The following is a 20,197-nucleotide window of genomic DNA, read 5'->3' as shown; positions in this document are numbered from 1 at the left end:
GGATGAGGGCTCACGAAAGAACTGAACAATGCTCGAAATTCGCAATCTGGTCGTCAAGATCGCCGACGAGGACAAGCAGATCCTCAACGGCCTCAACCTCACCGTGAACGCCGGCGAGGTCGCCGCGATCATGGGGCCGAACGGCTCCGGCAAGTCGACGCTGTCCTACGTCATCGCCGGCAAGCCGGATTATGAGGTCCTCGACGGCGAGATCCTGCTCAATGGCGAAAACCTGCTGGAAATGGAGGCCGATGCCCGCGCCGCCGCCGGCATCTTCCTCGCCTTCCAGTACCCGCTGGAGATCCCCGGCGTCGCCACCATGACCTTCCTCAAGGCGGCGATGAACGCGCAGCGCAAGGCGCGTGGCGAGGCCGAGCTGCTGACGCCCGACTTCATCAAACGGGTCAACGCTGCCGCCGACAAGCTCGGCATCAACCGCGACATGCTGCGCCGGCCGCTCAATGTCGGCTTCTCCGGTGGTGAGAAGAAGCGCATGGAAATCCTGCAGATGGCGCTGCTGTCGCCGTCGATGTGCATCCTCGACGAGACCGATTCCGGCCTCGACATCGACGCGCTGCGGATCGTCGCCGATGGCGTCAACGCGCTGCGGGCCCAGAACCGTGGCTTCCTCGTCATCACCCACTATCAGCGCCTGCTCGATCATATCGTGCCCGACACCGTGCACGTGATGTCGAAGGGCAGGATCGTGAAGACCGGCGGCAAGGAACTGGCGCTCGAGCTCGAGAAGAACGGCTACGCCGCCTATGGCGAGGCGGCGTGATGGCGATCATCACCCCGCTCAAGACCGCGGCCGAGCAGCAGCTCGCCGAGCAGTACGCCAACGTAAAGGCTGAATTGCCGGGCGCCGGCGCGATGCGCAAGGTCCGTGAAGATGCCTTCGCCGGCTTCGAGGCCAAGGGCCTGCCGCATCGCCGTCTCGAATCCTGGCGCTACACCGATCTGCGCACGCTCTGGCGCGAAGCGAAGCCGCTGGCGCGCCGCTCGCTGCGGTCACAGGCGATCGCCGACCGCCTGGCGCTGCAGACCATCGCCGGCCGCCGTTTCGTCACCATCGACGGCGTGTTCAGCGCGGCCGATTCCGATCTGCAGGGCCTGCCCGCCGGCATCACGGCACGCAGCCTGGCGGAGGCGCTGACCGAGACGCCGGACGAGATCGCAGATGCCTTCACGCCGCCCGAGGTGGCGCGCGATGACGGTGCGCTGATGCTCAACGCCGCCTTCGCCCAGGACGGCGTCGTGATCGAGATCGCAGCCGGCACCGAGGTCGACCAGCCGATCGTGCTGCTGGCCCTCGGTTCCGGTGAGAGCGAGGCCTCGATCGTCTCACGCTCGCTGGTCAGGATCGGCGCCGGCGCCAAGGTCACGATCGTCGAGCTGCAGGAGAGCGTCGGCCCGGCGCCGGTGCAGATCAACCACGCGACGTCCTTCGTCATCGGCGAGGGCGCCGAGGTCGAGCATGTACGCGTGGTTTCGCGCCAGCGTGCCGAGACGGTGCAGGTCCAGTCGCTGCTCGCCGAGCTCGGGGCGCATGTCTCGTTCGATTCGGTCGCGGTCGCGGTGAATTGCGGTGTGCTGCGCCAGCAGAGCTTCCTGCGCTATGGCGGCGAGCACATCAAAGCGGCGCTGCGCGGCATCAACCTCTTGCGCAAGCAGGAGCATTCCGACGTCACGCTGGTGATGGATCATGCCGCGGCCCATGGCGAGAGCCGCGAGCTGTTCAAGAGCATCATCGAAGGCGAGGGCACCGGCGTCTTCCAGGGCAAGGTCATCGTCCGCCAGCATTCGCAGAAGGTCGACGGCAGCATGAAGAGCCATGCGCTGCTGCTGAACGACGGCGCGACCATGTTCAACAAGCCGGAACTCGAGATCTTCGCCGACGACGTGGTCTGCGGCCATGGCGCGACGGTGGCGCAGGTCGACACCGAGCAACTCTTCTACCTGATGGCACGCGGCCTGCCGCGGCCGCAGGCCGAGGCGCTCGTGCTCGCCGCTTTCGTCGGCGAGGTCGCCGATTTTGTCAGCGACGAGTGCGTTCGCGAGATCGTCGGCCGCGAGATCGACGCATGGCTCGGCCAGCGCGAGGGTTCACCCAAGCTCGGAGCTGCCTGATGCCTTACGTCAACCTGCAGATCACCAAGGGCGCGACGCGCGAGCAGAAGGCCGAGATCGTCAAGGAGTTCACGCAGACGCTCGTGCGCGTGCTCGGCAAGAACCCGCAGAACACCCATATCGTGATCCAGGAGATCGAGCGCGAGGATTGGGGGCATGCCGGCTCGCTCGTCGCCGACCGGACCGCCCCGCCTGCCGGAAAGGCCTGAGATGAACGCGATCGCGAAGCCTTACGACGTCGAGACGATCCGCAAGGACTTCGCGATCCTCTCGCGCGAGGTCTACGGCAAGCCATTGGTCTATCTCGACAACGCCGCGTCGGCGCAGAAGCCCGAAGCGGTGATCGGGGCGATGACGCGGCTGATGCGCGAGGATTATTCCAACGTCCATCGCGGGCTGCACTACCTCGCCAACGCCTCGACCGAGGCGTATGAGGCGGCGCGCGAGAGCGCCCGGCGCTTCCTCAACGCTGCCCATATCGAGGAGGTGCTGTTCACGCGCTCCTCGACCGGGGCGCTGAACACGGTCGCATCCTCGCTCGGGCAGTATCTCAAGATCCAGGACGGCGACGAGATCATCCTCTCGATCCTCGAGCACCATTCCAACATCGTGCCCTGGCACTATTGGCGCGAGCGCCACGGCGCCGTGATCAAATGGGCGCCGGTCGACGAGGACGGCAACTTCCTCATCGAGGAATTCGAGAAGCTGATCACGCCGCGCACCAAGGTGGTGGCGCTGACGCATATGTCGAACGCGATCGGCACCATCGTCCCGATCGCCGAGGTCGCAAAAATCTGCCAGGCCTATCGCATCCCGCTTGTCGTCGACGGCTCGCAGGGCGCGGTGCACCTGCCGGTCGACGTGCAGGCGCTCGGCTGCGATTTCTACGCCTTCACCGGCCACAAGACCTATGGGCCGACCGGCTCCGGGATCCTCTGGGGCAAGCGCGAATGGCTCGAGAAGCTGCCGCCCTATGAAGGCGGCGGCGAGATGATCGCGACCGTCAGCGAGGATGCGATCACCTATAACGACCCGCCGCATCGCTTCGAGGCCGGCACGCCGGCTATCGTCGAGGCGGTCGGTCTGGGCGCCGCGCTCGACTACATGATGGCGCTCGGACGCGAGAACATCGCGGCGCACGAGGCCAGGCTCAACGCCTACGCCATGCAGCGACTCGGCGAGATGAATTCGATCCGCATCTTCGGCAAGGCCAGGGAGAAGGGCGCGATCATCGCCTTCGAGCTCGCCGGTGCCCATGCCCATGACGTCGCGACGGTGATCGACCGGGCCGGCGTCGCGGTTCGGGCAGGCACGCATTGCGCCATGCCGCTGCTGGCGCGCTATGGCGTGACCTCGACCTGCCGTGCGTCCTTCGGCCTCTACAATACGCTCGAGGAAGTCGATATATTGGTGGAAGCTCTGCGCAAGGCGGAAGAGCTGTTCTCGTGACGCTCCGCCTCGTGACGAATGGAAATATCGCCATGACCGACACCGTTGCCGAAGACCTCAAGCCGAACGCGCCGACTATGGGCGCGAGCGGTGGACTGCCGCCGGAGGAGATCGATCGGCTGACCGACGATATCGTCGCGGCGCTGAAGACGGTCTACGATCCCGAGATCCCGTCCGACATCTATGAACTCGGCCTGATCTACCGCGTCGACATCGCCGACGACCGGCAGGTGGCGATCGACATGACACTGACCGCGCCGGGCTGCCCGGTCGCCGGCGAGATGCCGGGCTGGGTCGAGAACGCGGTCGGCGCCGTGCCGGGCATCGCTGGCGTCACCGTCAACATGACTTTCGATCCGCCCTGGGACCAGTCGCGCATGTCGGACGAGGCCCGGGTCGCCCTCGATATGTGGTGAGATCGAGCAGGATCGTCGAAAACTGAAAAGGCCGCGGCTCATGCCGCGGCCTTTTCCATGAGGCGAGCTGCCTGATCAGAAGCCGAAGTTGAAGCCGGCCTTGACGATGTCGCCGGCGGTGCGGGTCTGCATGGTGGCGTACTGGCCGGGCGCCAGTCCGGTGAAGTCTTGCAGCGTCATCCGCTTCTGGCCGAGCTCGTAATGGGTGTAGTCGAGCCGGACCGTCATGCCGGGCGCGATGGCATATTCGACGCCGCCGCCGAGCGCCCAGCCATTGAAGATGCCGGAGCGCGAGCCGCTGGCCGCCGAGGTGGTCTGCAGGTTGGTGGGCAAGATCGAGCCCTTCTGCTCGACCAGGCCATAGGCGTAGCCACCGGTGCCGTAGATCAGGAAATTGCCGAGCACGACGCCGGCGCGCATCCGCACGGTGCCGAGCATGGAGAGTTCGTTGCTGGAGCGGGTGGTGAACTGCGTGCCGGGGTTGGCGGACGTACTCTTGCTGCCGCCGAGTCGCGCGGCGGAGAGGTCGGTTTCGGCGCCGATGACGAACGCGCCGAGTTGGTAGTTGAAGCCGAGCTGGGCGCCGCCGACCGCGCCGGCGCCATCGGGCGTCAGGCTGCGCGGGACGGCCGAGGGCGCGATTGCCCAGGGAGCGAGCGTCGGCACGCCGATGGTCGTGACGGCGCTGGTGCTCGTCGTGGTCGTGATCGTGGTGCCGGGAGTCGGGCTGATGACCGTCTCCTCGGTGGTCGTGGTGGTGGTGGTGGTCGTCGTGGTGGTCGGTGTCGCCGTCGGACTTCCAAAGGGGCCGCCGACGGTTGTGCGTCCGCTCTGCTGGCCGCCGCCGAGCGAGCCGCCGACATAGAAGCCGGTCCAGTGCGGCCGGTCGGGCAGGATGGCCGGCAAAGGCGGGGTATAGAGCGAAGGCGCTGCCGCCTGCGGCTGCCGCGGCATGCCGGGGCGGCCCGGGGACGGCGAGCGCGGCGTATACTCGCCCCGGCGGACGCGGGGCTGGATGGCCGGGCAGACCGGACAGGTCTGGGCGACCTGGATGCGGTTGCGGCTCGGCGCACTCGCGGCCAGGCGCAACGCCTCGTTCAGATGCTGCGAGCCGGGATAGAGGCGGGCGAAGAGCTTGAAGGATTCGGCATCGCCGGCGAGCACGGTCTCGGACCAGGCGGTCTCCTCGGTCCGCTGCGCCAGGATGCGATGCAGCCTCAAGGCGTTCGGATCATCCGGATTGATGTCGAGGGCGCTGCGATAGATGTCGCGGCGATCCCAGGCGATGGCGGTGCGATAGGCGTCCGCCGGCGACATGGCGCGCAGCGTAGCCGGGGTCGGGCGCGCCGCGAGCGGGACGGCCCCGGCGACCGCGGGGGCACCTGCCGGCTGTGCCGGGGCGGCGCCGGCCGGACGCGGGAAGAAGCTGACATCGGTGATCAGCGAGGAAGTGTCCCACGGGATCTGGACGCCGCTGGTGGTGTCGTAGACGGCGAGGCGGATGCGGCGGAAGACCTGCTCGATCGGCAGGCCGGGCTCGCGCGCCTCGCGCAGGAAGGCGGTGGTGAACGGGCTGTTCGCGCCGGTGCCATCAGCCGCGGTCGAGCCCGGCGATGTCGCGAAGGCGACGAAGGTGCCGCTGCTGGAATCGATGCGGGCGAGGCCGGCTTCGCTGCGAATGCCCTCGTTCGCACCATCCACCATCTGCAGTGACAGGCCGCGCGACAGCTCACGCGCGGCGAAGGGATTGTTGCGGCAGGCGTCGAGGATCGCGATCTTCGACCGGGCGCCGGCAGCGTCGAGCTTGCGCAGGATCTCGGTGAGCGAGAGCGACTGGTTCGGGATGTTCGCCGAGGTTTCCGGACGGACATCCGTCGGCAGGATGTAGTTGGCGCCGTCGAGCTGCACGGCGTGGCCGGCATAATAGACGAGGGCCGTCGCACCCGTGCCGCTCTGCTTCACCTTCTCGACGAAGACGTCGAGCGCGCTGCGCAGGCCGGCGAGCGAGAGATCGGTCGCGGCGGTGACGTCGAACCCGGCCTCCTGCAGCATGGTGCGCGTCGCATTGGCGTCGTTGAGCGCATTCGGCAGCTTGGCGATGTTCTGGTAGGCGCCGTTGCCCATGACGAAGGCGAAACGGCGCTGCTGCGCCATGGCTGGCGAGATCGTCAGGGCGAGGGCGCTCGCGATGGCAGCGAGTGCCAGCAGGACGCAGATGGGTAGCCGCAGGCCGGTCGGCATGGCGCCTCCTCGGCGGCCCAGCTTCAAAGCCAAGCCGCTATCGATTCGTATCACTCCACCAGCCGGGACAGCTTACCGAGAGGAACGTCATGAGGAGAACAACAAATTGCCGTCGAGCGGCCTCAGTTTCGCAGCTGTGTGCAAATTGCCACGATCCGCGGCAGATCTTGATAGACCCGGCAGGGCCGGATCAAGGCTCGCGGGCGACGCGGAAGCCATTGGTGTAGAAGCGCACATCGCTTTCGTATTTGAAGCGCGCGGCCGAACGCAGATAGCGCGGGTCGTTGTTGAAGGAGCCGCCGCGCAGCACGCGCTCGCGGCAGCCGGCGGGCGCATAGGCGCTGCCATCGCGCGGCGCCGACCGGTAGTTCTCGCTCCAGCAATCGGCGACCCATTCGGCAGCGTTTCCGGCCATGTCGCGCAGGCCGAAACGATTCGGCGGGAACTGCCCGACCTCGCTCGCCTGCCGGCGTGGCTGCGTGTTGCAGCCGATGCAGTTGGCCATCTCCTTGTCGACCGAATTGCCCCAGGGATAGGCTGTCGCCGTGCCACCACGGGCGGCGTACTCCCATTCGGCCTCGGTCGGCAGCCGGTATTTGCGTCCGGTCTTGTAGGAGAGCCAGACGGCATAGGCGTTGGCGTCGTTCCAGTGGATGTCGGTGACCGGGCGCTTGCCGCGGCCGAGATTGCGGTCCCCCGGGCGATGGCTGCAGCCGCCTTCGGCGACGCAGGCATCCCATTGCGCGAAGGTGACCTCGTCGGTGCCGAGATAGAACGGCCTGGCGATGGCGACGGCGTGGACCGGCTTCTCGAACTCGAACATCTCGTTCGAGCCCATCTCGAAGCTGCCCGCCGGGATCAGGCTCAATTCGGGGCAGTCGTCGCAGTCGCGAGCGGTCTTGGCCGGCGAACCGGTGGAAGAAGCTGGGGTAGGGGCAGGGGCCGTCGAGACCGGTGCCGGGGTGGCCGCCGCGGGCTGCAGCCGGCTGCGGTAGAACTGCTCGCGGGTGCGGGCGAGCCCGGCGAAGCGGCCATTCGGGTAGGCCTCGAGATAGGCGCGGTACTCGTCCGGGTTCTGGCTCTTGCTGACAGTCTCCCAGAAGGAGAGCTCATAAGGGCCGAGCTGGTCGGATTGCGGGCCCGGCGGCGGCGGCGCGCTGATGATGGCGCGGGTGGTGTTGAGCGCGGTCGCGACCGGGCGGCCGGTCGGCGTGACGACCAGCCCGGCCGGAGGCAGGGACGAGATCCAGAGCTGCTGGGCCTTCCGCGTCGTCCGGCTCACGGCGTCGCGGGTGCGGTTCAGGGCCGTCGTCATGTCGAGACCCGGCGTGCGGATCGCCTTCAGCCATTCGTCGATCGCCGGGTTGGCGCGGCCGGGTGTTTCGGTCGTTATCCGCCCTGGCGCGACCGGCGCCATGATCGCGACCGCTTCGATCGGCTCGATCGGGGCGAGGCCCTTGCCGGCGCCGAGCCCGGCCTGCCAGGGATTGTCGCGCGCCGCGTCGAGCACGAGCAGCGCGCTGGCCGGCCGGCTGACGATCAGCGCGTCGATGAGCTGGTCCAGGTCGATGGTCTCGCGCGCGACCTCGACCGGGCCGCGTGGCGCGGAGTCGACCGGGACGAGGAAGTTGCGGCCGCGCGACTGCACGACGTGTCCGGCATAGAAGACGACGACCTGGGCGCCGCGCGCGAGCTTGCCGCGAAAGGTCGCGAGCGCCTGCTCGAGCGCGGGCCGGTCGGCGTTCTCGATGCTGACGAGGTCGAACTCGCCCTGGCGCAGCACATCCGCGACGGCGCGGGCATCGGCTGCGGCATTGGCCAGGGGGGCCGTGCGATAGGCGGCGTTGCCGACCACCAGGGCAATGCGCGGCGGCTGGCCGTCGCCGCCCTGGGCGAGGGCCGGGGCGAGCGGCGCAAGGAGGGCCAGCGTAGCGACGGCGAGGCAACGATACCAGGACATGGCGTTCACCCTTCGCTGTGGCCTTCGACTTGGCGATGCGGCCAGCCCGCATCGATCCCTCATCTGACGTAGACTGTGATCTTCTGAGACATAACCGGCGGCTGGTGCGGCGTATGCGTGTGATCGCCGAGTAGCAGCTGCAGCGTATGCGTGCCCTTCGGCAGCGTGACGACCACCTCGGTCTGGCCGTTGCCGAGATGGATGTTGTTGTAGTCCGACGGGATCGGCTGGTCCGGCGGGCCGGGATCGGTGTCGATCAGCAGATGATGGTGGCCGGTGCCGGGCTTGTCGATGCCGGCCGGGGCGACGCCCATCTCTTTCAGCCCGATCCGCACGGTGAAGCGCTCGGGCACGCGCAGGCCGTCGAGCGGATAGTGGAAATAGACGATGGCGTTGCGCGGCGCCGGCTGGCGCGGGCTCGTCTGCGCGAAGACCGGAGCGGCTGTCGGCGCCAGCGCCGCGAGCAGCAGGAGCAGCGTCGCGGCCTTGGCGTGATGGCGAGAGGCGGGAAGGCGAGTGCCAATGGTCATCGGCGCGGCCTCCGCTTGGCGGGCGCGCCGACATAGATCGTGATGCGCTCGGACATGATCGGGGGATCGTGCGGGACGTGCTGGTCGTCGCCGAGGATGAGCTGCAGCGTATGCTCGCCCGGGGGCAGGGTGATCTTGCGCTCGGTCTGGCCGTTGCCGAGATGGATATGGTTGAGATCGGACGGGATCGCCACGTCGAGCGGCGGCGTCGCCACATCGACCAGCAGATGGTGGTGGCCGGTGTTGGGCCTGACGACGCCGGCCGGCGCGACGCCCATGTTGCGCAAGCCGAAGCGGATGGTCGAGGTCGCGAAGATCCGCGTGCCGTCGCGCGGATAGATGAAATAGACCGAGGCGTCGTTGGGCGCCGGCGTCCGGCCCGAGGCGGCGCGGGCGGGCGGGGGCGCAGCCGCTGCCGGGGCCGTCACCGAGGCTGCTTGTACCCGCACCCTGATCTTCTGCGACATCACCGGCGGGTCGTGCGGGACGTGCTCATGGTCGGCGAAGAGGAGCTGGAGCGTGTGCTCGCCGGGCGGCAAAGTGAGCTCGGTCTCGGTCTGGCCGCGGCCGAAATGCAGATGGTTGAAATCGCTCGGGATCTCGCGGTCGAGCGGCGGCAGCTCGGTGTCGACCAGGAGATGATGGTGGCCGGCATTGTCCTGCCTGGTGCCGGCGGGGGCGATCGCGATGTTCTCCTGGCCGAAGCGGACGAGCGAGCGCGGCGGGATCACAGCGCCGTCCTGCAGGCCGGGGAAGAAGACCTTGGCATTGGGCGCCGCGGCCGTGCGCGGCTTCTCCTCCGGCGCGGCCATGACCTCGACGATGATCTTCTCCGAGATCACCGGCGGATCGTGCGGGACATGGTCGTGGTCGGCGAAGAGAAGCTGCAGCGTATGGCGGCCGGGCGAGAGCAGGATTTCCGCCTCGCTCTGGCCGCCGCCGAAATGCAGGTGGTTGAAATCGCTCGGGATCGGCTGGCCGAGCGGTGGCAGCTCGGTATCGATCAGGAGATGGTGGTGCCCGGCATTGCGGCGCACAGTCCCGGCCGGCGCGATCTCCATGCCGCTGACGGCGAAGCGGATCGTCGTCTTGCTGGCGATGCGGGCATTGTTCTGCAGGTCGACGAAGGTGAGTTTCGCCCCGGCGGGAGCGGGGCTGCGCGGGCGGGCGCGCTCCTGCGCGAAGCCGATCGAAGCCGTCGCCGCGAAAACGGCCGTAACCCCGACAATCAGGTGTAGCCGAAGACCCCGCATCGACGCTCTTCCTCGCGGCGCGTGATAGCCGTAAAGCTAGCAGCCGGCCGAGAGGGGAGCAAGCAAACCGCCTGTCATGACAGGCGGATAGAACTGGATTTTCGGGGTCGCTTTCTTTAGGGTGACGCAAGGAATGGTGCCATGACTGCAGCCGTCAGATTTTGCGCACTGGTCGCTCTTCTTGCCCAGCTCGTCGTGCTGCCGGCTCTGGCGCAGACGCAGGAGCGCCGCGTCGCGCTGGTGATCGGCAACTCCGCCTACAAGAACGCGCCCGTCCTGCCCAACACGCCCAATGATGCACGCGATACGGCCGAGGCCCTGCGCAAGGTCGGATTCGAGGTGGTCGACGGCGTCGATCTCGACAAGCGCGGCATGGATGCCGCCGTGTCGCGCTTCGCGCGCCTCGCCCAGGACGCCGACGCGGTGATGTTCTACTATGCCGGCCACGGCTTCCAGTTCAACGGCGAGAACTTCCTGGTTCCGGTCGAGGCCAAGATCGACGACGAGGTCTCGGTCCAGTACGAGACGGTCAAGCTCAGCGAAGTGACCACCGCGCTGGGCTTCGCCAAGGGCGTCAAGATCATGGTGCTCGACGCCTGCCGCAACAATCCCTTCCTCGCGCAGCTGTCGAAGAAGACGACGACGCGCAGCATGTCGGTCGGCTCCGGCCTGGCGCCGATCGTCAAGGCGCAGGGCATGGTCACCGCCTATGCGACGCAGGCGAACGACGTCGCCGCCGACGGCGCCGGCCGCAACAGCCCGTTCACCGCGGCGCTGGTCCAGGAGATCAAGCAGCCCGGCCTTGAGATCGCGACCATGTTCCGCCGCGTCCAGAAGGCGGTCTACGATTCCACCGGCGGCAAGCAGACGCCGGAGCTCTCGCTTTCGCTGCTCGGCGATTTCTACCTCAACCGCGAGGAGACCGACGCCGATATCTGGAAGCAGCTGCGCAGCAGCGACAACCCTGCCGAGATCAAGGCCTTCATCCAGCGCTTTCCGACCAGCTTCTTCGCCGTCGACGCCAAGACCCGGCTCGATCTGATCGAGCGCCGCGGCCTCGCCTCCGGTGAGCGCGAGAAGCTTGAGCAGGAGTTCGCGGCGAAGGAGAAGGCTTTGATGGAGCGGGTCCAGCAGGCCGAGAAGGATCGCATCAGAGCGGCGACGGATCTTGCCGGGCGCGACGCCGGCAAGACCGCGGATACCGAGCGCGCCGTGCCGAAGCCGGGCGATGCTACTCCAGCGAAGCAGACCGATGCGAACGAGCGCGACCGCCTCGCCAAGGAGCTCGCCAAGAAGGAGCAGGAGCTCGCCGCGCTCGAGGCGGAGAAGGCCAAGCTGTCGCAGGAGCGCCAGGACCGCGAGAAGGCCGTGGCGACGCGGATGAACTCCGGCGGCGTGACCGAACTGCCGACCCCGCAGAAGCCGCTGCTGCCGACCGCTCCCGGCACGCGCCCGCAGCGCCATGAGCCGCGCGAGATCCAGCAGCCGCGAGTCGTGCTCGACCGCAAGTCGACCGGCATCCTGACCGGCGGTGTCGAAGCTCAGCCGGAGCCGCGCAACAGCCGGCGCCGGCCGGGCAATGGTGGCGCGGCCGACTGCACCGACGCGCTGATGCGAGCCCAGCTCGGCGATGGCAACGTCCCGAAGAATTGCCGCTGACGGTGCGCCGGAGCGGGCTCCGTCTCTTTGGTTTCACGCAGGTGCGGACGCAGAACCGCTTCGCAGTTGTGCTGAAATTGCTCTAGCGAGAACCGGACACCGCTCCGGACAGGATGCAACTGGGGGCTTCGATGCGTCGTTCTCCGCTCGTCCGTTTTGCGCTGCTGGCGCTGCTGGCGTCACCGGCCGCAGCCCTTGCTCAGACGCCACCGGCTCCGACGCCCGTCCCGTTTCCGGAGGCGCTGCAGCGGGCGGCCAATGATCTGTTCTCGAAGGCGCAGCTCGAAGGGGCGCGCGTCGAGTTGGTGATCGATCCACTGATCGACGGCATCTCCGGCGCGCAATCGACCTCGACGCGCTCGATGCAGCAGACCTTGATCGAGCTGGTCGGCAAATCCTATCCGCGCTTCCAAGCGCAGCCCTTCTCGACCGAGGTGCTGGCGCGCAATCCGGCGGTGCTGGTTGGGACCTTCACCGCGGTCAACAATGCCGGCGACGCCGGCGGCGCGCGCGACGCCTACCGGATCTGCCTGACTCTGCTCGACCTGAAATCGAAACGAGTGGTGTCCAAGGGCGTCGCCCGGGCCAAGCCCGAAGGCGTCGATGTCACGCCGACGACCTACTATCGCGACGCGCCGATATGGTCGAAGGATCCGTCGACCGAGGCCTATATCAAGACGTGCCAAGGCACGAAGCTCGGCGATCCCATCGATCCGCTCTATGCCGAGCGCCTCAATATCGCGGCGCTGATCAATGACGGCATCCTCGAATATGAGGCGCGGCATTTTCGCGAGGCGCTCGCCTTTTACCGGACCGCGCGGGCGCTGCCCGGCGGCGACCAGCACCGCGTCCGCATCGGCGCCTATCTCGCGACCAGCAGGCTCGGGCGCAAGGACGATGCGGTCGAGGCCTTCGGCGACCTTGTCGACAGCGGCCTCACCGGCAACCAGTTGATGGTCAAGCTGCTGTTCCAGCCCGGCTCGACCCAGTTCATCGCCAATCCCCAGGTCACCGAGCCCTATCCGATGTGGCTGAGCCAGATCGCGACCCGCGCCAAGCAGAAGGGCGCCTGCCTCGAGATCGTCGGCCACACCTCGCGCACCGGCTTGCCGCAGGTCAACGAGCGGCTCTCCGTGCTGCGGGCGCAATATGTGATGGATCTGCTCCAGGCCGGAGCACCCGACAGCCGGGGCCGCATGCTCGCGACCGGGCGCGGCTACAACGAGAACCTGATCGGCACCGGCAAGGACGACGCCAGCGATGCGCTCGACCGCCGGGTCGAGTTCAAGGTGATCGGCTGCTGACCGCGCCGCAGAATGCACAACGATTTCAGCAGGATAAGCGGGCTTCCTCGATGAACGACATGGCCTTGAAAGACTTGGCGACGACCCCTTACGACGCGGTCGCCTATCCCGGGCACGCTTTCTCGCAGACGCATCCGGCGCATCTGGCGACGATCGCGCATATCCACGGCATGACCCCGGCGCCGACCGCAACGATGCGGGTGCTGGAGCTCGGCTGCGGCAGCGGCGGCAACCTGATCCCGATGGCGCTGCAATACCCGGGCGCGGAGTTCGTCGGCATCGACCTGAGCGGGCGGGCGATCGCGCGCGCCAAGGCGGAGGCCGCGGAGCTGGGGTTCACCAATCTCAGCTTCCATCACCTCGACATCATGGCCGCGACGGCGACGCTCGGCCAGTTCGACTACATCCTCGTCCACGGCGTCTATTCCTGGGTGCCGCAGCCGGTGCGCGAGCGGATCATGGCACTCTTCGGCGAATTGCTGGCGCCGAAAGGCATCGCCTATGTCAGCTACAACGCCTTGCCGGGCTGCCGGCTGCGCGATATCGCCCGCGACGTCATGCTGTTCGAGACGCGCGATATCGATGATCCCATCGAGAAGGTCAGGGTGGCGAGGGCAGCGATCAAGCGCTTCGCCGAGGCGACCGATGCCGAGACCTTCCATGGCGCGGCGCTGCGCGAGCGGGCCAAGCAGATCGAGGATATTCCGGACAACGTCCTCTATCATGACGATCTCAACCCCGGCGCGCGCGCCTTCGCCCTGCACGAGGTGCTGGCGGCGGCGGAGCTCCAAGGGCTGCAGTTTCTGGCCGAGACCTCCTTCCCGAACAATTTCGGCGGTGCGCGCGGGCCGGCGCAGCAGGTGCTGAATACGATTCCGCTCTCCGAGCCATTGCGGCAGGAGCAGGCGCTCGACCTGCTGATCGGCCGCTGCTTCCGCCAGACCTTGCTCTGCCGCGCCGATATCGCGCTGCATCGCGGTCTCTCCGGCTTCAGCTTCGCGCCCTATCACCTCGCCGCCAATGTCCGGGAGGAGGAGCAGACGGACGAGAAGCGGCCGGGAGCGGTGAGCTTCCTGTTCGCGGATGGTGTCAGTCTCGCAATCGACCTGCCGGTGGCCAAGGCGGCGCTACGGGCGCTCGGCAAGGCCTGGCCCGGCAATATCGGCTACGCGGAAGTGGTCGCCCTGGCGCTGCGCGAGGCCGGGGGGAGCGTCGGCCCCGATCGCGAGCGCGAGATCGCGCGGCTGAACGAGGCGCTGACCGCGATCTATCGCGCCGGCCTCATCGAGATCAGGCTGGAGCCGCACCGTCTGGCGACGCGGATCAGCGAGCGGCCGGTTGCGAGCCCGCTCGCCCGGCGTCAGGCGCTGACCAGCCACGAGGTCACCGATCTGCGCCATCGCGCGGTCGCGCTCGACGGGGTGGTGGTGCGCAAATTCGTCAGTCTGCTGGACGGGACGCGGACGCCGGCGATGCTGCTCGACGAGATCAATGCCTTCCTGAGCGAGGCGCATGCGTCGGGGCGCGGCGGCCCGGCGCTGCCGAAGCAGGCGACGGCGGCCGAAGTCGACATGCATTTGCAGGATGTCGCGCGGCTGGCCTTGCTGGCAGAATAATGGCCTCTGAGCTTGTCGGACCCGCATCGGCTGCGTATTGCGGGGCGCGGCAGCAGCGGTAGCGAAGGATGGGGCAGCGCTTCAAGCAGTTTCAGGCCGCATTCCAGGAGGATGCCTGCCTCGAAACCATCATGCAGACGCGGCAGGGCGGCATCACGCTCACCTGCTCCGCCTGCGGCAAGACCTCGGCCTTCGCGCCGCGGGTGAAGATGCGCGCCTATGCCTGCCCGCACTGCAATTTCCTCGTCTCGCCCTGCAAGGGCACGCCGCTGGAGAGCCGGCGGATCTCGCTGCAGCTCTGGTTCTTCGCGCTGAAGGCGCTGACCGAACAGGGCGCGCGCGGCGCTGCCACGACGCTGGAGCGCGAGGCGGATGTCCCGGCCCAGCAGGCGCGCCGGATGATCGCCGAATTGCAGGAGACAGCCGGCAAGGATGGCAAGGCGCCGGACTGGCTTCTGATGGCGCAAAAGTCGGTGACCGGCTCCGCCAATGCCACCAACGTCGCTGCCGGCGTGCCGTTCGCCGCTGCTGACGGCGGCTCGCGGCTTCGGCTCGTCTCCCTCATCGGTGGCGGGGCGCTCGTGCTGGCGATCGCCGGCGGTGTCGCGGTCGCGACGCTGAAGCCCGGCTCCACCGAGGTGACCGGTGGTTTCGAGCCGATGGAAAGCGTCGAGGCGCCCTCGCTGAAGGCGCCGACCCGGCCTTCGCTGATCCTGTCCTCGGTCGAGGGCGACCTCGAGGCTGCCAGGCAGGCGACACAGTTCGCGCTGAACGCCGATCCGTCGCTCGCGGCGATCAAGGAGCAAGTTGCGGCAGAGACGCCGAACCAGCCGGCGCTGCCGATCCCGATGATGCCGCCGTCCAACATCATCCTGGTGCCGCCGACCTCATCAGGTAAGCCGGGTGCTCCGATCGCGGCGCCGCGAAGCCAGCTGCCGCAGGCGCCCGTGAACTATGCCGGCGATCCCAACCAGGTCCTGACTTTCGGGCCGATCAAGATCCGCCGGCACCTGGTCGAGATGATCGTCAGGGCAGGGCGCGTCGTCGGGGCCGACCCGACCCTGCTGATGGCGGTCGCCGACAAGGAATCCTCGTTCTCGACCGCGGTTCAGGCGAAGACCTCCTCGGCCACCGGGCTCTACCAGTTCATCGAGCAGACCTGGCTCGGCGTGATCTTCGAGTTCGGCCGCAAGCACGGGCTCAACGCGGAGGCCGCGCTGGTCACGCGCAGCGGCCGGCAGTTCGTGATCGCCGACGCGAACGAGCGCCAGCGCATCCTCGACCTCAGGCGCGAGCCCTATCTCTCGGCCCTGCTCGCCGGGGAGATGCTGAAGCGCGACACGCTCAGGCTGGAGAAGGCGATGGGGCGCCATCTCACCGGCGGCGAGATCTACCTGATCCACTTCCTCGGGCCGGATGCGGCGCAGACCTTCATCGAGACGATGGAGGAGACGCCGGGCGCCAGCGCCGCCGCGCTGCTGCCGCGGCCGGCCGAGGCCAATCGCCCGATCTTCTATGCCCAGTCCGGCGGCGAGACCAAGACGCTCTCGGTCTCCGAGGTGCACAAGAAGTTCGACGAGATGATCAAGGTCAGGCTCGACCGCTACAAGGTCGTGCGCGGGCCCGCTGTGGCGCCGGCGCGGCCGCCACAGAAGTAGGAGCTGGCGGCGAATTGCCGCCAAGCCGGGCCAAGGCGATCGCGGGCGCAGCGGATTTGCCGCGAAGGCGGTGCTGGCCCATGATCAACCGATCGCAGAGGCGAGGAGACGACGATGGCGAAGAACCGGTTCGAACAGGTCGATGAGCCGCAACCCGATGCCATCACGCTGAGCCTCGGCCAGCGCGACGGCAAGACTTTCGCCAGCATCGCCTGCCCGGCGGATCTGGCCGCCGGCCATCTCGCCAACGACTTCGTCAGCGACGAGCTCGAGCCGATCGAGGGTTTCCGCTCGGCGGTCCGCCTCGCCAACGAGATCAAGGCGCCGATCGTCGTCCTGGATGCCGACGGGCTCTGGCAGGACGAGTGGGGCGAGCTCTACCGCGAGGACTGACGGCCTTGCGTCATGCTCGGCCTTGAGCCGAGCATCTCGGCCCGGAGGAGCCTCTTATTGGTGCCGTCTCGCCCTGAGATTCTCGGGCCTGCGCTACGCGCCGCCCGAGAATGACGGTTACCCTCACTCGATCCTGAAATACTTGATGCCGACGCCGACCTTGCCGCCGACGCGGGCGAGGTCCTGGCGCAGGCCGGGGAAGATGTCGCCGGCCGGAGCTGGGTTTGGGCCCGACAGCGTCGGCAGCGGCGCCGGGCTCACCAGAGCGAGCACGGTCTGCGGCCTGACCGGGGCGCCCGAGGCGGCGGTCGATTCCAGCTTCAGGCTGAAGGTCGCCTTGCCACCCTCGCGGCGGGTGTAGTTGGCGAGGTTGTAGACCAGCCCGTCATCGCCGATCAGCAGGATGTCGAGATTCTTGCCCGGATCGCTCTCGACCGAGCCGGAAAGCGTGTCGCCGCTGCGCATGGTGAAGGCGCCGATCTGCATCACCGGGCTGCGGTCGATGCCGCGGCCGAGCTGGCGCAGGAAGTCGACCATCGGGCATTGCGCCGCGGTGACCGTGCGTAGGCTGATCTGCGCCTCGTAGCCCTGCGCCTTCTTGAAGGCGGCGTCGAAGCTGACGAAGGGTTCGGCCGTGCTGCCGAAGCCTTCGACCGTGGTGCGCTTGTCGGCGATCGCTGTCGGCCACAGGAAGAAGCAGGCGCCACCCTCATAGGTCGTGACATAGCGCTCGGTCCGCTCGGCGGCGGTCCGCGGCTCGGGGTCCGGAGCAGAGGACGGCGTCGGCAGTGGCACGGTCGGTGTCGGCTTCGGCCCGGTCGTCGATACCGGGTTTGTCGGAGGTGGCGTCGGTGTCGGGTTGAGTTCCGGCGGGGCAGGCGTGGGCGGCTGCGGAGAAGGCGGGGCCTGCGTCGGCGCAGTCTGCGTGGGCGCCGCCGGGGGCTGGAGAGATGGCGGCTCGTTCTGGCTCGTCGGCTGCGGTGCGGGAGCCGGATTGGCCGGCGGCGGGCTCGCGGGTGTGAGCTCAGGCGGCGGGGGGCTCGATCCCGTGCCAGAGGGAGTCTGCGGGCGATCGTCATTTAGTGCGGGGGGCGGATTGTTCAGCGCCTGCTGGACCGGGGCGGCTCCGCCGAGCAATTGCCAGGCGACGAAACCGCCACCGGCGAGGAGCGCGAGTGCCGCGACCCCGGCGACCAACGGCCAGGGAAAGCTGCGTCCGCCACCACCGCCTGAGCTTGCGCTGCCCTTGGCCTGCCAAGCTGCGACCTCGGCCATGTCGGCCGGGCGGTCCTTCGGATCGGGCGCGAGCATGCGCGCCAGGAGCGGGCGAATGCGCTTGTCGATGGCTGAGAGATCCGGAACGCGGCGGCGTTTTTCGAGGATCTGCATCTGTGTCCCGCCCATGTCGAGCGGGCGGCCGCCGAGCGCTTCGACGAGGACGAGGCCAAGGCTGTAGATGTCGGATTTGCCGGTGACCTCGGCGCCGTAGAGGCCGAGCTGCTCAGGCGAGACGTAGTTGTATTTGCCGGCAAAGCCGGAGCCGATCACCGTCTTCTCGGCCAGCTTCGACTTGGCGATGCCGAAATCGATGATCTTGGCGCGCGTGACCTGGCCGCCCGGCAGGATGATGTTGTCCGGCGAGACGTCGCGATGGGTGATGCCGAGCAGATGGGCGGCCTGCAGGCCCGACGCGATGCGCCGGCGCAGCAGGTCGACCTCCTCCAGGGGCAACGGGCCATCTTTCAAGCGGTCGGAGAGCGATTGCCCGTCGACGAACTCCATGGCGAGATAGGTCGCCTGTGTCGCCGGGTCGACGGTGAAGACGTAGTAGCGGACGATCGCCTCGTTGTAGAGGTTGTGCAGCGCCGACGCCTCGTTGCGGAACAGGGTGATGACATTGGCGTCCTGGACCATGTCGGAGCGGACGATCTTGATCGCGACCGCGTCGCCGGTCTGGATGGCCCGGCCCTGGTAGACCTCGCCCATGCCGCCGGTCGCGATCAGGCGCTCGATCTCGTAGATGCCGTTGAGCCGCACGCCGGGCGCCAGGCCCGTGCGTGGCATGAAGACGGTGCGGTCGGAATCGCTCATGGCGCATCGCTCCTGCGCTGGCGCATGTTCGGCACCCAGCGCGTCTTTTCGCTTCCGCCGTCATGATGATAGCGCACCACGATCACGGTGACATTGTCGGTGGCGCCGCGCTCCAGCGTCAGCGCCAGCAGGGCGTCGCTGGCGGCCTGGGCACCGCCGGAGATGGCTGCGTGCAGAATCTCCTCGTCGCGGACATGGTCGGTGAGCCCGTCCGAGCAGAGCACGAAGACGTCGTCGTTCTCGAGCTCGCCATGGTCGATCTCGAGCTCGGGCCGGTCATGCACGCCGATGGCCCGGGTGATGACGTGGCGCCGCGGCCAGGTCCGTGCTTCCTCGACGGTCAAAAGGCCCCGTTCGATCATGTCCTGCGCCTCGGTGTGGTCGCGCGAGACCTGGGTGATATAGCCGTGGCGGACGAGATAGATGCGGCTGTCGCCGCACCAGACGCAGGCGAAATGGCGGCCATGGGCGAGCAGCACGGCCAGCGTCGCGCCCATGGTGGCGCCGTCGTTCTCGCGGATCTTGCGGCGCAGTTCCGCATTGGCCTCGACCACGCTCCGTTCGAGCTTGTCGAGCAGCTCCGCGGCGGAGCCGGTTGCGCCGACGGCGGAGAGGCTCGTCGCCACGGTCGCGCTGGCCATGGCGCCGTTCTGATGGCCGCCCATGCCGTCGGCGACCGCCCAGAGCCCGTATTCGGGGCGGACCACCAGATTGTCCTCGTTGTGGCTGCGCACGCGCCCGGCATGGCTGATTGCGCCCGTCTCGAAGGGGGAGCCGGGGCGATGCTCGTTCATGCTGTCGATCCCGCTCCGAGGAAGGCGTCGAAGCGGCCGGTCAGGAGGCCGGTGAAGAGATAGGGGCTGGGCAGGCCCTGGCCGACCAGAGCGAGCGGCTCGAAATCGTCGCCGCCGATGGTCCAGAGATAGCTGGCATGGGCATAGGACCGGGCATGGTCCTCGACGCGCAGCGCCGACAGCCGGGACGGGAAGCTGGCCGAATCGAGCGCGCTGACGATGGTGCCGTCGGAGAGCCGGACCATCTCGGCGGGCGGGGCCGCCTTGAGGTCGTCATTGGGCATGGCGAGCCCGCCGAGTGCATGTGCCACGGCCTCGTAGCTCGCCTCGGGCTCGAGCGCGCGCAGCAGGAAGTCCTCCGCCTGCGCGAACCAGGCGTCCTGTGGGTCGAGCTCGGGCGGCGGGATCGCGGCGCCGGGGCCGGCGAGGGCGAAGACCGTCAGCGGGAAATAGCGGCCGATGCCGTCGACGGAGGGCATGAAGGCCCCAGCAGCGGTGGTGCCGCAGAAGGCGCTGCCGAACCAGAAGCGCCAGATCGGCGCGTTGAGGAAGGCGTCCTGCCAGCCGGCGCCGAGTTCGAGCCGGCTGGCGGTGAGCCCGCCCTGGAGCCAGCGCTCGTAGACCGACAGGAAAGTCGTGGGCGCATTCAACGCGATGAAGTCCCGCTTGCCGGGAAGCTTCCCGAACAATCCGCAGCTCATGC

General features: G+C 68.1%; 17 protein-coding genes. 10 read left to right on the top strand and 7 right to left on the bottom strand.

The features are described from left to right. The first annotated feature begins 28 nt into the window (after positions 1 to 28). The 5 genes from sufC to ASE66_RS27660 all read left to right on the top strand — a co-directional run bounded on the left by sufC (position 29) and on the right by ASE66_RS27660 (position 3,995). Positions 29 to 781, top strand: coding sequence for a Fe-S cluster assembly ATPase SufC (gene sufC, locus ASE66_RS27680; protein WP_057192907.1), 753 nt, complete (start codon positions 29 to 31; stop codon positions 779 to 781). Then, positions 781 to 2,130: a SufB/SufD family protein gene (locus ASE66_RS27675; protein WP_057192906.1), complete on the top strand. Its 1,350-nt coding sequence runs from the start codon at positions 781 to 783 to the stop codon at positions 2,128 to 2,130. Before sufC ends, ASE66_RS27675 begins: the two co-directional genes overlap by 1 nt. Further along, the gene (locus ASE66_RS27670) at positions 2,130 to 2,339 is read left to right on the top strand and encodes a tautomerase family protein (RefSeq protein ID WP_057192905.1); all 210 of its coding nucleotides are present in this window, start codon (positions 2,130 to 2,132) and stop codon (positions 2,337 to 2,339) included. Before ASE66_RS27675 ends, ASE66_RS27670 begins: the two co-directional genes overlap by 1 nt. Position 2,340: 1 nt before the next feature. Beyond that, entirely contained in the window at positions 2,341 to 3,579 is a 1,239-nt protein-coding gene (locus tag ASE66_RS27665) for a cysteine desulfurase (RefSeq protein ID WP_057192904.1), read from the top strand. A gap of 77 nt (positions 3,580 to 3,656) precedes the next feature. After that, positions 3,657 to 3,995, top strand: a complete 339-nt coding sequence (locus ASE66_RS27660) for an SUF system Fe-S cluster assembly protein (protein WP_244495099.1) — start codon at positions 3,657 to 3,659, stop codon at positions 3,993 to 3,995. Between the two features lie 75 nt (positions 3,996 to 4,070). Here ASE66_RS27660 and ASE66_RS27655 read toward each other — a convergent pair whose 3' ends face one another. The 4 genes from ASE66_RS27655 to ASE66_RS33480 form a co-directional block, all read right to left on the bottom strand. Beyond that, positions 4,071 to 6,236, bottom strand: a complete 2,166-nt coding sequence (locus ASE66_RS27655; protein ID WP_057192903.1) for a caspase family protein — start codon at positions 6,234 to 6,236, stop codon at positions 4,071 to 4,073. 190 nt (positions 6,237 to 6,426) lie between these two features. After that, positions 6,427 to 8,196, bottom strand: coding sequence for an SUMF1/EgtB/PvdO family nonheme iron enzyme (locus ASE66_RS27650; protein WP_057192902.1), 1,770 nt, complete (start codon positions 8,194 to 8,196; stop codon positions 6,427 to 6,429). A 59-nt stretch (positions 8,197 to 8,255) separates the two neighbouring features. Continuing rightward, positions 8,256 to 8,726, bottom strand: coding sequence for a DUF4399 domain-containing protein (locus tag ASE66_RS27645; protein ID WP_057192901.1), 471 nt, complete (start codon positions 8,724 to 8,726; stop codon positions 8,256 to 8,258). Then, positions 8,723 to 9,979, bottom strand: a complete 1,257-nt coding sequence (locus ASE66_RS33480; RefSeq protein ID WP_082613767.1) for a DUF4399 domain-containing protein — start codon at positions 9,977 to 9,979, stop codon at positions 8,723 to 8,725. Before ASE66_RS33480 ends, ASE66_RS27645 begins: the two co-directional genes overlap by 4 nt. Positions 9,980 to 10,120: 141 nt before the next feature. Between ASE66_RS33480 and ASE66_RS27630 the strand changes: the two genes are divergently transcribed. The 5 genes from ASE66_RS27630 (at position 10,121) to ASE66_RS27610 (ending at position 16,609) form a co-directional block, all read left to right on the top strand. Further along, positions 10,121 to 11,638 carry a caspase family protein gene (locus ASE66_RS27630; RefSeq protein ID WP_057192900.1) on the top strand — a complete coding sequence of 506 codons (1,518 nt, stop codon included), beginning with the start codon at positions 10,121 to 10,123 and terminating at the stop codon, positions 11,636 to 11,638. A 131-nt stretch (positions 11,639 to 11,769) separates the two neighbouring features. Next, positions 11,770 to 12,942, top strand: a complete 1,173-nt coding sequence (locus tag ASE66_RS33475; RefSeq protein WP_082613766.1) for an OmpA family protein — start codon at positions 11,770 to 11,772, stop codon at positions 12,940 to 12,942. A 50-nt stretch (positions 12,943 to 12,992) separates the two neighbouring features. Beyond that, positions 12,993 to 14,558 (top strand): methyltransferase domain-containing protein, encoded by a 1,566-nt coding sequence (locus ASE66_RS27620; protein WP_057192899.1) that lies wholly within the window; start codon positions 12,993 to 12,995, stop codon positions 14,556 to 14,558. A 68-nt stretch (positions 14,559 to 14,626) separates the two neighbouring features. After that, entirely contained in the window at positions 14,627 to 16,216 is a 1,590-nt protein-coding gene (locus ASE66_RS34055; RefSeq protein WP_057192898.1) for a transglycosylase SLT domain-containing protein, read from the top strand. Between the two features lie 114 nt (positions 16,217 to 16,330). After that, positions 16,331 to 16,609 (top strand): hypothetical protein, encoded by a 279-nt coding sequence (locus ASE66_RS27610; RefSeq protein WP_057192897.1) that lies wholly within the window; start codon positions 16,331 to 16,333, stop codon positions 16,607 to 16,609. A 123-nt stretch (positions 16,610 to 16,732) separates the two neighbouring features. Here the strand turns inward: ASE66_RS27610 and ASE66_RS33470 are convergent, their stop codons facing one another. Genes ASE66_RS33470 through tagF form a run of 3 tightly spaced genes read right to left on the bottom strand, consistent with a single transcriptional unit; the run spans position 16,733 to position 20,195 of the window. Beyond that, the gene (locus ASE66_RS33470) at positions 16,733 to 18,700 is read right to left on the bottom strand and encodes a serine/threonine-protein kinase (protein ID WP_057192896.1); all 1,968 of its coding nucleotides are present in this window, start codon (positions 18,698 to 18,700) and stop codon (positions 16,733 to 16,735) included. Next, on the bottom strand, positions 18,697 to 19,494 hold the full coding sequence (locus ASE66_RS27600) for a PP2C family protein-serine/threonine phosphatase (protein ID WP_082613765.1): 798 nt from the start codon (positions 19,492 to 19,494) through the stop codon (positions 18,697 to 18,699). Before ASE66_RS27600 ends, ASE66_RS33470 begins: the two co-directional genes overlap by 4 nt. Continuing rightward, entirely contained in the window at positions 19,491 to 20,195 is a 705-nt protein-coding gene (gene tagF / locus ASE66_RS27595; RefSeq protein WP_057192895.1) for a type VI secretion system-associated protein TagF, read from the bottom strand. The genes ASE66_RS27600 and tagF overlap by 4 nt, the downstream gene beginning before the upstream one ends. Between the last annotated feature and the right edge of the window lie 2 nt (positions 20,196 to 20,197).

Source organism: Allobosea sp. Root483D1, assembly GCF_001429505.1.
Taxonomy (GTDB): domain Bacteria; phylum Pseudomonadota; class Alphaproteobacteria; order Rhizobiales; family Beijerinckiaceae; genus Allobosea.
This window is presented reverse-complemented; position numbering and strand designations above follow the sequence as displayed.

Excerpts from the sequence above, each read along its gene's own strand:
- sufC (WP_057192907.1), top strand. The coding sequence starts at position 29 with ATGCTCGAAATTCGCAATCTGGTCGTCAAGATCGCCGACGAGGACAAG.
- ASE66_RS27675 (WP_057192906.1), top strand. The coding sequence starts at position 781 with ATGGCGATCATCACCCCGCTCAAGACCGCGGCCGAGCAGCAGCTCGCC.
- ASE66_RS27670 (WP_057192905.1), top strand. The coding sequence starts at position 2,130 with ATGCCTTACGTCAACCTGCAGATCACCAAGGGCGCGACGCGCGAGCAG.
- ASE66_RS27665 (WP_057192904.1), top strand. The coding sequence starts at position 2,341 with ATGAACGCGATCGCGAAGCCTTACGACGTCGAGACGATCCGCAAGGAC.
- ASE66_RS27660 (WP_244495099.1), top strand. The coding sequence starts at position 3,657 with ATGGGCGCGAGCGGTGGACTGCCGCCGGAGGAGATCGATCGGCTGACC.
- ASE66_RS27655 (WP_057192903.1), bottom strand. The coding sequence starts at position 6,236 with ATGCCGACCGGCCTGCGGCTACCCATCTGCGTCCTGCTGGCACTCGCT.
- ASE66_RS27650 (WP_057192902.1), bottom strand. The coding sequence starts at position 8,196 with ATGTCCTGGTATCGTTGCCTCGCCGTCGCTACGCTGGCCCTCCTTGCG.
- ASE66_RS27645 (WP_057192901.1), bottom strand. The coding sequence starts at position 8,726 with ATGACCATTGGCACTCGCCTTCCCGCCTCTCGCCATCACGCCAAGGCC.
- ASE66_RS33480 (WP_082613767.1), bottom strand. The coding sequence starts at position 9,979 with ATGCGGGGTCTTCGGCTACACCTGATTGTCGGGGTTACGGCCGTTTTC.
- ASE66_RS27630 (WP_057192900.1), top strand. The coding sequence starts at position 10,121 with ATGACTGCAGCCGTCAGATTTTGCGCACTGGTCGCTCTTCTTGCCCAG.
- ASE66_RS33475 (WP_082613766.1), top strand. The coding sequence starts at position 11,770 with ATGCGTCGTTCTCCGCTCGTCCGTTTTGCGCTGCTGGCGCTGCTGGCG.
- ASE66_RS27620 (WP_057192899.1), top strand. The coding sequence starts at position 12,993 with ATGAACGACATGGCCTTGAAAGACTTGGCGACGACCCCTTACGACGCG.
- ASE66_RS34055 (WP_057192898.1), top strand. The coding sequence starts at position 14,627 with ATGGGGCAGCGCTTCAAGCAGTTTCAGGCCGCATTCCAGGAGGATGCC.
- ASE66_RS27610 (WP_057192897.1), top strand. The coding sequence starts at position 16,331 with ATGGCGAAGAACCGGTTCGAACAGGTCGATGAGCCGCAACCCGATGCC.
- ASE66_RS33470 (WP_057192896.1), bottom strand. The coding sequence starts at position 18,700 with ATGAGCGATTCCGACCGCACCGTCTTCATGCCACGCACGGGCCTGGCG.
- ASE66_RS27600 (WP_082613765.1), bottom strand. The coding sequence starts at position 19,494 with ATGAACGAGCATCGCCCCGGCTCCCCCTTCGAGACGGGCGCAATCAGC.
- tagF (WP_057192895.1), bottom strand. The coding sequence starts at position 20,195 with ATGAGCTGCGGATTGTTCGGGAAGCTTCCCGGCAAGCGGGACTTCATC.